Source organism: Aquabacterium sp. CECT 9606, assembly GCF_918741295.1.
GTDB lineage: Bacteria > Pseudomonadota > Gammaproteobacteria > Burkholderiales > Burkholderiaceae_C > Aquabacterium.
This window is the reverse complement of sequence record NZ_CAKKNB010000004.1, coordinates 824,409-837,703: the sequence shown is the minus strand read 5'-3', so window position 1 is coordinate 837,703 and position 13,295 is coordinate 824,409. Positions and strand designations below refer to the sequence as shown.

Here is a 13,295-nt window from a genome sequence, read left to right as displayed (position 1 = left end):
TCATGACGACATTGACCGACTTCTTTTTTCGACTTCGCCTGACCCTGCCTTGCGCTGTGGTCCTGGGCTTGAGTGGCTGCGCCAGCACGCCCGTGCCAGAGCCCGAAGCCGCCCAGGCCCCGGCTTTGCCTGAAGCTGCGCAAGCCATCGCAGAGACACCCGACGGCCAAGCGGTTGCCGCGCCAATGCTGATGCAAACCGAGGTGGCCGCCGTGGAGCCCGGCAACTACTCGCAAAGAGACGATGCGCGCGCACTGGCCGATCGCCTCGCGGCAGAGTTTCAGCTGGACCCGGCCTGGGTCTTTTCCACGCTGTCTCAAGCGCGCTTCAAAGAGAGCATTACCAAGTTCATCATGCCCGCGCCCAGCGGCACGGCCAAGAACTGGGCCGTTTACCGCAGCCGCTTCATCGATCCCGTACGCATCAAAGCCGGGGTGACCTTCTGGCGCACTTACGAATTGGACCTGCGGCGTGCGGAAGCCCGCTGGGGCGTACCCGCCAGCATCATCGCCGGCGTCATTGGCGTGGAAACCATCTACGGTCGCCAAACGGGCAATTACCGGGTGCTGGATGCTTTGACCACCTTGGGTTTGGACTTTCCAAAAGGACGCAGCGACCGAAGTGCTTTCTTTCAAAAAGAATTGGGTCACTTTCTAAAGCTGTGCAACGAACAAAACATGGATCCCACCACCGTGTTGGGTTCTTACGCCGGGGCGCTGGGTTTACCGCAATTCATGCCGAGCTCAGTGCGCAACTACGCCATTGATTTTGATGGCGATGGCCGCATTGACTTGCTTCGCAGCCCCGTGGACGCGATTGGCAGCGTGGCCAAATACCTGGCAGAGCATGGCTGGCAAAAAGACATGCCCATCTACTACGAAGTAACCCCGCCCACCGATGCGGATGCCCTGGCCAAACTGCTCGCGCCTGACATCGTGCCCAGCTTCAGCGTGACTCAGATGCAAGGCCTGAGTGCCGTGCTTCCCGATGCAGCCCAAACCCACACGGGTTTGCTGGCTTTGGTGAAACTTCAAAATGGCGATTCGGCCCCCACATATGTGGCAGGAACGGACAATTTTTATGCGGTCACCCGCTACAACCAATCCAGCTATTACGCCTTGGCGGTGATTCAACTGGGGCAGGCCGTGTCACGGGATGTGAGCAATTTGCCTTGAGTTCCGGCCCGCCATTTAAAAAAATTGAGGCCTGATTTGCAGACTGAATATATTTGTGCTTAAAATTCGACTGTGGCGTTTAACGTCCCGCTCTGATTCCCTCAATAAGTATTCAACGCCCTCGACTGCGGGTCACAAGGACTCTTCATGAGCAACTACCAAGATCTTCTGGCAAAAAAGGCCGCCCTCGAAAAGCAATCGGCCGAACTCGATAAACAATTGCAAGATGCTCGCCGCGCCGAGCGTGCTGGCGTGATTGCCCAAGTCAAGTCACTGATGGCCGAGCATGGCCTGACCTTGGCAGACCTGGGCGGCGGCAAGGCCGGCGGCACGGGCAAGGCACCTTCGGCCAGTGCTGGCCGCAAGGTCGCCCCCAAATACCGCAATACCGCCACGGGCGAGACGTGGACTGGCCGTGGCCTGCAACCCAAGTGGGTTCAAGCCGCTGTGGCATCGGGCAAGAAACTCGAAGATTTCGCGATCTGAATTTGAATCAACCTCTGGTTGATTCTGCAAAAAAGCCGACGCTGGTGCGCCGGCTTTTTTTATGGGGCCTTGTCCTTGAAATCCCCGGCCAGCCCAAACACGAATTGATCGGGCTTGAGATAACGCCTCAATGCCTGGTTGACCTGGTCCAGGGTCAGGGCTTCCAAGGCGGCGTCCACTTTGGCAGACACCTCGAATGTGCGGTCCAGGTAAAGGTTGCTGACCCAGGCCGCCGCCAAGCGCGCATCTTGCGCGCGTGACAATTGCCTGAAATTCAAGAGTCCGCGTTTCCCTGCCTCAAACTCGGCCTGCGTAAACCCCTGGGCCAACACTTTGGCAACTTCCTCGCGGAAAGCTGCTTCCACCTTGTCCCGATTTTGCGGCGCAAAAATGGCCGCGGCGATCCATTGAGAATTGGGTTCGATCGAATTCCATTGCACCGCGCTGTAAACGCTGTAAGACAAACCCTCCTTTTCACGGATGCGATTCCAGAATCTGGAATCACCGCCAGAGCCCAGTAGATGATTCGCCAGCATGAAAGCGGGATAGTCTGGGTGCAAATCATTCAATGGCAAGTCTTGCAGCACCTGCATGGCCGCATTCTGTTTATCGGGCGTGGGCAACACCAGGCGCGCGGGCGGCACGGGTATCAAAGGGGATGGCACGCGTGCTATCGCTTGCTGGCTGTTCCACCCACCCAAAGCACGCTGCAAAGCCAAGGTCACGGCCTTGGCGTCAAAATCGCCCACCGCGGCAAACTGAGCCTGGCTGGCGCCCACGAATTTGGTGTGAAACTCGCGCACCTGCTCGATCTTCACGGCACGCCAATCGGATTCGATCTCGTCAAAGGTCCGGGCATGGCGGACATCACCGCGTGGATAAGGGTTGCCATGGCGCGACAAGGCTTCGTTCAGGACCGCCTGGGGCTCTTTGCGCTGCCCTTCCAGGCCGGTCAGGGCCTGGCGACGAATCTCTTCCAAGGCATCGGCTGGCAAGCTGGGGTGGCGCAACAGATCGCCCACCAGCTCGATGGCGGCGGGCAGGTTCTCGCGCTTGGTCGAGATGCCCACGCTCAAGGTGCCATCGTCGGCCTGGAAAGACACCTCGGCCTGCAAGGCGTCCATCCGATCCTGGACCTGCTGTCGGGACAAGGTGCTGCTGCCCTTGTCCAGCAGCTCGCCCAAGGCCGAGGGCACCTCGCCCCAATTGGCCAGTGATTTTTCATCACCCATGCGCAAGGTCAGGGTGGCCCTAACGGCCTGGCCACGGGTGGTCTTGGGCAACAGTGCCACTTTCAAACCTGGCTCGATGGTCAGGCGTTGGGTTCGCGCGTTGATGTTGGCGGGGCTGGCCACGAAAGTCTCGGCCTGCACGCCCGCATCCTGGCCCTTGAATTCTTTCAGCATGGCCACGACGTCAACGCGCTGGGGCGTCGGCGCGCGGACCGGCGTGGCAGTGGGAAGGTACTCGCCCACCGTGCGGTTGGACTGCACCAGGTACTGCTGGGCCACGCGTTGCACATCAGCCAGCTTGACCGCCTTGACGCGATCACGGCTGAGGAACATCAAACGCCAGTCGCCTTGGGCCACCGCGCTGGACAAGGCCACGCCCACATGCTGCGAATCGGCAAAGCCCATGTCCCAGTCGTTCAGCCATTTGGTGCGCGCGCGGTCGAGTTCTTCCTGGGTGATGGGCTCGCGGCCCACCGATTCGACCACGTCGAGCAAGGCTTTTCGAGAGGCCTCGATGTCTTGGCCGGGCGCCAATTGAGCCCCCATGATCATGAAGCCCGGGTCGGCCAGGGCTTGTGAGAAGCTGAACACCGAAGCAGCCAATTGCTGGTCGGTCAGGCGCTTGTGCAGGCGCCCGGATGGGTTGTCGCCCATGATCACCTCCAGCAACTCCACCGCCGCAAAATCGGGGTGGGCGCCAGGCACCACGTGGTAGCCCGCGTACAGCAGCGGCACGCCGCCCACGCGGCGCAAGGTCACGGCCCTTTCGCCATCCTGAACCGGGTCCAGCGTGTACAACGAGGGCAACACGCGCTTGGGCTTGGGGATCACGGCAAAGTATTGCTGCACCCAGGCCAGCACCTTGGCCTGGTCGAACTTGCCCGACACGATCAGGGTCGCGTTGTCGGGCTGGTAGTGCTTGCGATAGAAGGCTTGCAAATGGCTGATGTCCACGCCTTCCACGTCGGCTCGGGCACCGATGGTGGATTTGCCGTAGTTGTGCCATTGGTACATGGAGGCCACTGTTTTCTCCAACAAGACGCGGCTGGGCGAGTTCTCGCCCATTTCCATCTCGTTGCGCACCACGGTCATTTCGCTGTCCAGGTCCTTGCGCGCGATGAAGCTGTTGACCATGGCATCTGCCTGCCATTCCAAATACCAACGCAGGTTCTCGTCGTTGGCGGCAAAGCTGGCGTAATAGTTGGTGCGGTCGTAAGACGTGGAGCCATTGGCACTGAAGCCACGTTTGTTGAAATCACCCCACACTTGGGGATGCCGGGGAGAACCCTTGAACAGCATGTGTTCCAGCAGGTGCGCCATGCCCGTCTCGCCATAGCTTTCGTGGCGCGAGCCCACACGGTAGGTCACGTTGACGGTGGTCGTGGGTTTGGAATCATCGGGGATCAGCAGCACCTGCAAGCCATTGGGCAGGCGGTATTCACGGATGCCTTCCACCGCGGTGACCTGGCTCAAGGTCGTGGAGGCGACCGGGCCTTTGGCCAGCGCCGGGCTCATCAAGGCCGTGGCCAAGGCCAGGCTCAACACAGAAGCAAATGCATTTTTTGATCGGATGGGAGTCATCACGGCGCCGACGGGATCGGATGGTGGCAATGCGGTTCAGTGTAGGCGTGGGCCCGAAAGGTTCCCGTTTCAGGCCTTATGCTGATGGGTGCCCCAGCTGTCATCACAAAACTTCACATCAACATGAACCGATGCTCACGTTCTGTCACCGTTTTGGCCAGCCTGGCTGGGCTCTTTTTGCTGCCTGGCTGTGGCAAGAATGACGTGACGCCGTGGTCGGGTTATGCCGAGGCTGATCTGGTCTACCTGGCCTCTTCGGGTGCAGGTGTGCTCAGCACGATTCAGGTTCAGCGGGGCGATGTGGTGCGGGCGGGCGCCGACCTGTTCCAGATTGACGCGGCCTCTGAAATCTACGGCAAGCAAGCGGCCCAGGCGCAGCAAAGCAAGGCCGCCGCCCAGTTGGCCGACCTGGGCAAGGGGCGCCGTCAGAACGAACTGAAAGCCATCAAGGCCCAGCTGGACCAGGCCAAGGCGGCTCTGACCATTTCGGCCGCGCAGCTCAAGCGCAACAAGGATCTGGTGCGCCAGGGCTTCATCACGCCCTCGCAGATGGACGAGCTGGAAGCCGCCAAGGCGCGTGACACGGCCCGCGTGCACGAGTTGCAGGCGCAACTGGCCGCCGCCCAGGACAGTGCCCGCCCCGACACCGTGGCCGCTGCCAAGGCCGAGCTTCAGGCCGCCAAGGCCCAGGTGTCGCAGCAGCGCTGGGCCGAAGATCAGAAGGTGCGGCGTGCGCCCGTCGCCGCGCGCGTGTTCGATGTGCTGTATCGGCAAGGCGAGTGGGTGCCGGCGGGCGCCCCCGTCGTGGCCTTGCTGCCGGATCACGCCGTGAAGGTGCGTTTCTTCGTGCCACAGGAGGCCCTGGCCCAGACCAAGGTTGGGCAGGCCGTGCGCTACAACTGCGACGGCTGCACCGCAGGGACCGCCACCATCCGCTATGTGTCCCCCCAGGCTGAGTTCACACCCCCGGTGATCTACAGCAACGAGAGCAAAGGCAAGTTGGTCTACATGGTCGAGGCCACGCCCGATGACCAGGCCTCCGACACCCTCAAGCCCGGCCAGCCCTTGAGCGTGACGCCCGCCCCTGCCGCCGCCAAGACATGAGCGAGCGGACTCCCGATCTGGCCATCGATGTCCGAGGCCTGAGCAAGCGTTTCGGTGACCGCATGGTCGTCGATGGCATCGACATCCAGGTGCGGCGCGGCGAGATCTGCGGCTTCCTGGGCCCCAATGGCAGCGGCAAGACCACCACCATCCGCATGCTGTGCGGCCTGCTGGAGCCCACCGCCGGCCAGGGCCACTGCCTGGGCTTCGACCTGGTCACGCAATCGCGCCAGATCAAGCTGCGCACCGGCTACATGACGCAAAAGTTCGGCCTGTACGAAGACCTGAACATCGAAGAGAACTTGTACTTCATCGCCGAGGTCTATGGCATGCCCGGCGGCCGGCAAAAGGTTGAGCAGACACTGGAGCGCCTGGGCCTGACCGAGCGCCGCCATCAACTGGCAGGATCATTGTCCGGCGGATGGAAGCAACGCCTGGCGCTGGGCGCCTGCCTGCTGCACGAACCCCAATTGCTGCTGCTGGACGAACCCACCGCCGGTGTCGACCCCAAAGCCCGCCGCGATTTCTGGCACCAGATCCACCTGCTGGCCGCCGAGGGCCTGACCGTGCTGGTCAGCACCCACTACATGGACGAGGCCGAGCGCTGCCACCGCCTGGCCTACATCTCTTACGGCAAGGTGCTGACCGCAGGCACGGCCGAGCACGTGATCGACACCTCCGGCCTGAAAACCTGGCAGGTGCGCGGCGAACAGCTCGACAAGGTCATCGGCCTGACCAACCACAGCGACGACTGGATGGCCATTCCCTTTGGCACCTCGGTGCACGTCAGCAGCACCAGCTTCTTGGATTTCGCCGACTGGCTGCGAGCCCAGTCGCCCCGGCACGACTGGCTGGTCGAGAGCATCCCCACCAGCCTGGAAGACGTCTTCATCCACCTGAGCCAGCATGCACAAGACAATTACCGATAAGCCGCTGTCATGGCGCCGCATCTGGGCGGTGCTGCGCAAGGAGTTCGTGCAAATCAAGCGCGACCGGCTGACCCTGGCCATGCTGGTCGCCATCCCCTTGCTGCAGCTGGTGATGTTCGGCTACGCCATCAATGGCGACCCCAAGCACCTCCCCACCGTGGTCGTGGCGCCCGATGCCAGCCCCATGGTGCGCAGCATCATCCGGGCCGTTGAAAACACCGGCTACTTCAACGTCGAGGCCATCGTCACCGAGCAGGAAGCCGAGCGCTGGCTGGCCGAGGGCGACGCGCAGTTCGCGCTCGTGTTTCCGTCTGACTTCACGCACAAGCTGATGCGTGGTGAACGCCCCGCCATCGCCGTCTACAGCGACGCCAGCGACCCATCCACCTCAGGCGGCGCCCTGGCGACCTTGAGCCTGCTGCCCAACCTGGCCTTGAACTCGGAACTGCGCGGCCCCCTGAGCCGGCTGCAGGCGGGCCCTGCCCCCTTCGAGCTGCGCATTCACCGCCGCTACAACGCCGAAGGCATCACACAGTACAACATCGTGCCCGGCCTGATGGGCATCATCCTGGTCATGACCTTGGTGATGATGACCGCCATGGCCATGACCCGCGAGCGCGAACGCGGCACCCTGGAAAACCTGCTGGCCACGCCCGTCAAGCCGCTGGAAGTGATGATCGGCAAGATCATGCCTTACGTGCTGATCGGCTACCTGCAGGTGCTGATGGTCTACATCGCCTCGCGCTGGCTGTTCGCCATCCCCATGTTCGGCAACCACCTGCTGCTGACCCTGACGGTGCTGGTGTTCATCATCGCCACGCTGGTGGTGGGCTTTTTGTTCTCGACCATCGCGCGCACGCAGATGCAGTCCACGCAGATGACGATCTTCTACTTCCTGCCCAACATCCTGCTGTCGGGCTTCATGTTCCCCTTCCGGGGCATGCCAACCTGGGCTCAGTGGGTGGGCGAGGTCATGCCCATCACCCACTTTTTACGGGTGGTGCGCGGCATCATGCTCAAGGGCTCGACCTTGATGGAGATCTGGCCCCAGCTGTGGCCAATGGCGCTGTTCACCGTGGTGGTGGGCACCATCGCCATGATGCGTTATCGGCAGACACTGGACTGATTGACTGATCAGCGCGCCGGTTGAATCGGCGGGGCCCGCATCACGCGGACCTTGCCGCCCGTGGTCACCAACAGCACCGCATCGCCAGGCTTGAAGTTCTCGTTGCCCTTGGCCTGGACGATGGAACGGCGTTGCCCATTGCTCATTTGCAGCAAGATCTCGTTGGCATCCTCACGGGTGCCGTAGCGCTCGGCAGCATTGCCCACCACGCCGCCCACCACCGCGCCAAGCACCCCCACGATCACCTGCTCTCGCGAGCCCCCCACCGCCGAGCCGCCCACGCCGCCAATGACGGCACCGGTGGCCGCGCCCGCCCCGCTTTGGGAGCCCTCCACCACGACCGGTCGAACATTCAGCACCACGGCATCCTCCACCTGGGAGAGACGCTGCGCATCGCCCGGCTTGACCACGTCGGGGCTGGTGGTGGAACAGGCGGCCAGCACGGCCAACGTCAGGCCGGTACTGGCGGCGATCACAAAGCGTTTCATGGGGATGGTCCTCAGCGACGATGAAGTCACTTTAACGCATCCCCCAAGATCTCGGCTGACACCGGGTCAAGCCCGAATGGCCTCAATCTTCGATGCCCAATTCCTGAATCTTGCGCGTGATGGTATTGCGCCCAATGCCAAGCTTTTGCGCGGCTTCGATGCGCCGCCCACGCGTGATCTCAAGCGCGGTATGGATCAACTGAGCCTCGAACTGGCGGGTCAGCACATCCCAGACATCCGTGGCGCCAGACTCCAGCCTGACGCGGGCCTCGCGCTCCAGGTCGGACAGCCAGTTGGCGGGGGCCATCGCGGGCATGCTGGGCGCCACTGCGGCGGCAAAGGAGCTGGCTGGCGCATGCTGCGCCTCCAACGCAACGGCCTCACCGACGGGCACCGCCACGGCGTGGCTGTCAGAAGGGCCAAAACCGGCCATCGGTGCGACCGGCTCTGGCGGCGCATAAGAAGCCTGCGCAGGGGCAGGCAGGCCGCCAGGCATGGCAGGGGCGGCGGGTTGCACGCCCATCAACTCGGGCGGCAAGTCCTTGGACTCGATCACTTGCGAGGGCGCCATCACGGTCAGCCAATGGCAAATGTTTTCCAGTTGGCGAACGTTGCCCGGAAAGTCAAAGGCCGTGAGCTTGGCCAAGGCCGGTTCCGAGATGCGTTTGGCATCCACGCCCAGATCCTTGCCACTTTTTTGCAGGAAGAAACGCGCCAAGGCGGCCACGTCTTCACGGCGTTCGCGCAGGGGCGGCAGGCGCAGGCGGATCACATTCAGACGGTGGAACAAGTCCTCGCGGAACACGCCCTGGCGCACGCGGTCTTCCAGGTTCTGGTGGGTGGCTGCGATCACGCGCACATTGCTCTTGAGCGGGTGGTGGCCGCCCACGCGGTAGAACTGGCCATCGCTCAGCACACGCAACAAACGCGTCTGCAGGTCAAACGGCATGTCGCCGATTTCATCGAGGAACAAAGTGCCGCCATCGGCCTGCTCGAAGCGGCCACGGCGCATGGTTTGCGCCCCCGTGAACGCGCCACGCTCGTGCCCGAACAGTTCGGATTCGAGCAAATCCTTGGGGATGGCCGCCGTGTTGATCGCCACGAAAGGCCCGCTGCTGCGTGAGCTGTGCTTGTGCAGCGCCTGCGCTACCAGCTCTTTGCCCGAGCCGGATTCGCCCGTGATCAGCACGGTCACGTTGCTCTGGCTAAGCCGACCAATGGCGCGGAACACGTCCTGCATCGCCGGGGCCTGGCCCAGCATCTCGGGCATTTGCTGCAGGCGCTCGTCAGAGACGTCCTCGCGCACGCTCTCGTCCACCGCGCGGCGGATCAGCTCCACGGCCTTGGGCAGGTCAAACGGTTTGGGCAGGTACTCAAAAGCGCCGCCCTGGAAGGCCGACACGGCGCTGTCCAGATCGGAATACGCCGTCATGATGATGACGGGCAAGCCGGGGAAGCGCGCCTTGACCTTGCTCAGCAGATCAATGCCCGACCCGCCAGGCATGCGGATGTCGGAGACCAGCACCTGTGGCTCGTCATCTTCAAGGGCGGCCAGCACGTCACGCGGATTCGTGAAGCTGCGCACCGGGAGGTCTTCGCGCGCCAACGCTTTTTCAAGCACAAAGCGGATGGATTGGTCGTCGTCAACGATCCAGATAGGTTTCATGCCGGCCTGTCAGTGAGTGCACCCGATGGTCGAATGCTGACAGGGCAGCCCGGTCACGGCAAGGGAATCAATAACTTGAAAACCGTGCGTCCTGGCTCGCTCTCGCATTCGATGGTGCCTTGGTGCTGTTGAACGAAGGTTTGTGCCAATGTCAGACCCAGTCCCGAACCACCGTCTCGCCCAGACACCAATGGGTAGAAGATGCGATCGCGGATGGACTCAGGAATACCCGGGCCGTTGTCCTCGATATGCAAGACCAGTGCCAGGCGGTGCAATTGCCGATTGATGGTGACGCGACGAGCCACCCGCGTGCGCAAGGTCAGCATGGCGTCGCCAGTCTGAATCCGGTCCGACAAGGCCTGGGCCGCGTTGTGGGCAATGTTCAACACGGCCTGGATCAGTTGCTCGCGGTCGCCCCGGAACTCGGGCAAGGAAGTGTCGTAATCGCGCCAGACCTTCAGCCCCTTGGGGAACTCGGCCAGGATCAGAGAGCGAACCCGCTCACACACCTCGTGCACATTCACGTCGCCCACCAGGTGCGGCCGGCGGTGCGGCGCCAGCAGGCGATCGACCAGCGCTTGAAGCCGATCGGCCTCGTGGATGATGACCTGGGTGTACTCGGTCAGCGACTTGGACTCGAGTTCCATCTGCAGCAGTTGCGCCGAGCCACGGATGCCGCCCAAGGGGTTCTTGATCTCGTGAGCCAGGTTGCGGATCAGCTCTTTGTTGGCCTGGGCCTGGTCCAAGGCGCGCTCTTCGCGCTCTTGGCGGGTTTGCTGCTCGACCTCGACCAGCTCGATCAGAACCAGATCGGCATGCTCCAGCCGCGTCACGATCACCTGAACAGGCAGCGAATCCACAAAAACATGGGGATGTCGCTTGAGTTGGGCCTCGATGCGGCTGGTGGCGAATTCGTTGCGCGCCACGGCGCCCACGATGTCTTGCAGCAGCATGGGGTCTTCGAACCAATCGAAGATCGACTCGCGCAAGACACTGCGGCGCGACAAGCCCAGCACCTCTTCAAAAGCGGCATTGGCGAACAGGCATTGCCCGTCAGGCTCCACCACGGCCACCATGGTGGCCAGATAGTCGAACACCTCCAGACCGCTGGGCAAGAGTTTTTGAACTTCGCTGGGGTCCACGGTGGACCCACCCCGCGCCATGCTGGATTGGCGCCCAGAGTGCGCACCACCCCGCCCCGATGAAGCCGCCTGGCTCACTTGCCGCTTCCTGCCGCGGTCAGCTCACGCCTCAGTGCGGCCACGTCTGCCTCCTTGCGGGTCAAGGCGGCCTTCAGCTCATTGACGCGGTCCTGGTATTTCTGAAAATTGCGCTCGTCGCCCTGGCGTTCGGGCTGGCCATTGTTGTATTGCTTTTGCAAGGCGCTCAGCGCGGCTTCTTCCTTCTGAAGCTCGGCCTCCAGGATGCGGCGCTTGTCGGCATCGCGGGCCTTCTGGTCATCGGCGGCCACTTTTTCACCGCCGGTGGAGGACGATGACGTGGAAGCTGCCTTGGGCTTGATCGACTGGATCACCGTGATGGGCGCGCCTTCCAGCGTCTTGCATCCCTTGCCAATCGCCTCCTTGGCCGACAAGGCATCGGTGTAGAGGTTGCCGGGACAGCGGTAGACAGGCTTGTCTTCCGCCTGCGCCTGGGCAGACCCGGCCAGCAGCCATGCCACCAAAGCCAGACCACGGGCAGCAGGGGCCCAACCCTCGGTCAAAGTGTTCTTCCTGTCGTGCATGTCGGAGCGCTCCAGCTTGATTCGGGGCAAGTATGCCTTCAGCCCAGCACCCATAACGCTTGAAAAGCAAAAAGGGGCGACCGGAGTCGCCCCTTTTACACACGCCATGGCGTGATCCCGGGAGGAATCACAGGCTGTAGTACATGTCGAACTCGACCGGGTGAGTGGCCATGCGGAAGCGGGTGACTTCCTGCATCTTCAGCTCGATGTAAGCGTCGATATAAGCGTCGGTGAACACACCACCCTTGGTCAGGAACGCACGGTCCTTGTCCAGGTATTCCAGAGCCTGGTCCAGGCTGTGGCAAACGGTGGGGATCAGTGCATCTTCCTCTGGGGGCAGGTGGTACAGGTCCTTCGTGGCGGCTTCGCCAGGATGGATCTTGTTTTCCACGCCGTCCAGACCGGCCATCAGCAGTGCCGAGAAACCCAGGTAGGGGTTCATCAGTGGATCGGGGAAGCGGGCTTCCACGCGACGGCCCTTGGGGTTCGCCACGTGAGGAATCCGGATCGAGGCCGAGCGGTTCTTGGCCGAGTAGGCCAGCTTCACCGGGGCTTCGAAGCCAGGCACCAGACGCTTGTACGAGTTCGTGCCAGGGTTGGTGATGGCGTTCAGGGCACGGGCGTGCTTGATGATGCCGCCGATGTAGAACAGCGCATATTCGCTCAGGCCAGCGTAGCCGTCGCCTGCGAACAGGTTCTTGCCGTCTTTCCAGACCGATTGGTGAACGTGCATGCCGGAACCGTTGTCGCCAACGATGGGCTTGGGCATGAAGGTCGCGGTCTTGCCATAGGCGTGGGCGACGTTCTGGATCACGTACTTTTGCAGCTGGACCCAGTCGGCGCGCTGGATCAGCGTGCTGAACTTGGTGCCAATTTCCATCTGGCCAGCGTTGGCCACTTCGTGGTGGTGCACTTCAACGGGAATGCCCAGCGATTCGAGGATCAGGCACATTTCCGAGCGCATGTCCTGGAAGCTGTCAACGGGAGGCACGGGGAAGTAGCCACCCTTGACGGCGGGACGGTGACCCGTGTTGCCGTGCTCGTATTCCTTGCCGGTGTTCCACGAAGCTTCTTCGGATTCGATCTTCGAGAAGCAGCCGGACATGTCGTTGCCCCAGCGGACGCTGTCGAACACGAAGAATTCAGGCTCAGGACCGAAGTAGGCGGTGTCGCCCAGGCCGGAGGCCTTCATGTAGGCTTCAGCACGCTTGGCCAGCGAGCGGGGATCGCGCTCGTAGGGCTTGCCGTCGGCAGGCTCGACCACGTCGCAAGACAGGATCAGCGTGGGTTCTTCGAAGAAGGGGTCGATGTTGGCCGTGTTGGGGTCAGGCATCAACTGCATGTCGGAGGCTTCAATGCCCTTCCATCCGGCGATCGAGGAGCCGTCGAAGGCGTGGCCCGAGGTGAATTTGTCTTCGTCGAAGTGCGACACGGGCACGGTGACGTGCTGTTCTTTGCCGCGGGTGTCGGTGAAACGGAAATCAACAAACTTGACTTCGTTGTCTTTCACCAACTTCATCACGTCGGCGACGGTCTTATTGGCCATCAGAAGCTCCTAGCCAGAGGCTTAAGTTAAAGCAGGGGTAATCGAATGAGGTTGTTTCCAGATCAGAAACAGCGCGCAGTGTAATAGCAGAAAGCGTGCCGCCGACGGGGTGGTCATCTTCGGGAATTCGGCAATTCAAGCCGCTGGCGACCCCACAAAATCGGTGCCTGATGCACCCCAACACGCCATGCGCCGAGTTTTCAGCGAGGAGTGAGCAC

Annotated in this window: 11 protein-coding genes; 5 read left to right on the top strand and 6 right to left on the bottom strand. The window is 62.1% G+C overall.

Annotated elements, in window-relative coordinates; translation table 11 throughout:
* Positions 1-2 precede the first annotated feature (2 nt).
* Entirely contained in the window at positions 3-1,175 is a 1,173-nt protein-coding gene (gene mltB / locus LQ232_RS21065) for a lytic murein transglycosylase B (RefSeq protein ID WP_230182335.1), read from the top strand.
* 147 nt (positions 1,176-1,322) lie between these two features.
* The gene (locus LQ232_RS21060; protein WP_230182334.1) at positions 1,323-1,661 is read left to right on the top strand and encodes an H-NS family nucleoid-associated regulatory protein; all 339 of its coding nucleotides are present in this window, start codon (positions 1,323-1,325) and stop codon (positions 1,659-1,661) included.
* Between the two features lie 59 nt (positions 1,662-1,720).
* Here the strand turns inward: LQ232_RS21060 and LQ232_RS21055 are convergent, their stop codons facing one another.
* Positions 1,721-4,477, bottom strand: a complete 2,757-nt coding sequence (locus LQ232_RS21055) for a M16 family metallopeptidase (protein WP_371820341.1) — start codon at positions 4,475-4,477, stop codon at positions 1,721-1,723.
* Positions 4,478-4,597: 120 nt separating this feature from the next.
* On the opposite strand from LQ232_RS21055, the gene LQ232_RS21050 reads away from it, so the two are divergent.
* The 3 genes from LQ232_RS21050 to LQ232_RS21040 are packed head-to-tail and all read left to right on the top strand — an operon-like array spanning position 4,598 to position 7,633.
* On the top strand, positions 4,598-5,578 hold the full coding sequence (locus tag LQ232_RS21050; protein ID WP_230182332.1) for an HlyD family secretion protein: 981 nt from the start codon (positions 4,598-4,600) through the stop codon (positions 5,576-5,578).
* The gene (locus LQ232_RS21045; RefSeq protein WP_230182331.1) at positions 5,575-6,507 is read left to right on the top strand and encodes an ABC transporter ATP-binding protein; all 933 of its coding nucleotides are present in this window, start codon (positions 5,575-5,577) and stop codon (positions 6,505-6,507) included. The genes LQ232_RS21050 and LQ232_RS21045 overlap by 4 nt, the downstream gene beginning before the upstream one ends.
* Positions 6,485-7,633 (top strand): ABC transporter permease, encoded by a 1,149-nt coding sequence (locus LQ232_RS21040; protein WP_230182330.1) that lies wholly within the window; start codon positions 6,485-6,487, stop codon positions 7,631-7,633. Before LQ232_RS21045 ends, LQ232_RS21040 begins: the two co-directional genes overlap by 23 nt.
* A gap of 8 nt (positions 7,634-7,641) precedes the next feature.
* Here LQ232_RS21040 and LQ232_RS21035 read toward each other — a convergent pair whose 3' ends face one another.
* From LQ232_RS21035 to glnA, 5 genes are all read right to left on the bottom strand, one after another.
* On the bottom strand, positions 7,642-8,121 hold the full coding sequence (locus LQ232_RS21035) for a glycine zipper 2TM domain-containing protein (RefSeq protein ID WP_230182329.1): 480 nt from the start codon (positions 8,119-8,121) through the stop codon (positions 7,642-7,644).
* A gap of 82 nt (positions 8,122-8,203) precedes the next feature.
* Complete coding sequence (ntrC, locus tag LQ232_RS21030; protein ID WP_230182328.1) at positions 8,204-9,787, bottom strand: nitrogen regulation protein NR(I); 1,584 nt, start codon at positions 9,785-9,787, stop codon at positions 8,204-8,206.
* Positions 9,788-9,840: 53 nt separating this feature from the next.
* Complete coding sequence (gene glnL / locus LQ232_RS21025) at positions 9,841-11,007, bottom strand: nitrogen regulation protein NR(II) (RefSeq protein WP_256450107.1); 1,167 nt, start codon at positions 11,005-11,007, stop codon at positions 9,841-9,843.
* Entirely contained in the window at positions 11,004-11,561 is a 558-nt protein-coding gene (locus LQ232_RS21020) for a hypothetical protein (protein WP_230182327.1), read from the bottom strand. The genes glnL and LQ232_RS21020 overlap by 4 nt, the downstream gene beginning before the upstream one ends.
* Before the next feature lie 97 nt (positions 11,562-11,658).
* Entirely contained in the window at positions 11,659-13,077 is a 1,419-nt protein-coding gene (glnA, locus tag LQ232_RS21015; protein WP_230182326.1) for a type I glutamate--ammonia ligase, read from the bottom strand.
* Between the last annotated feature and the right edge of the window lie 218 nt (positions 13,078-13,295).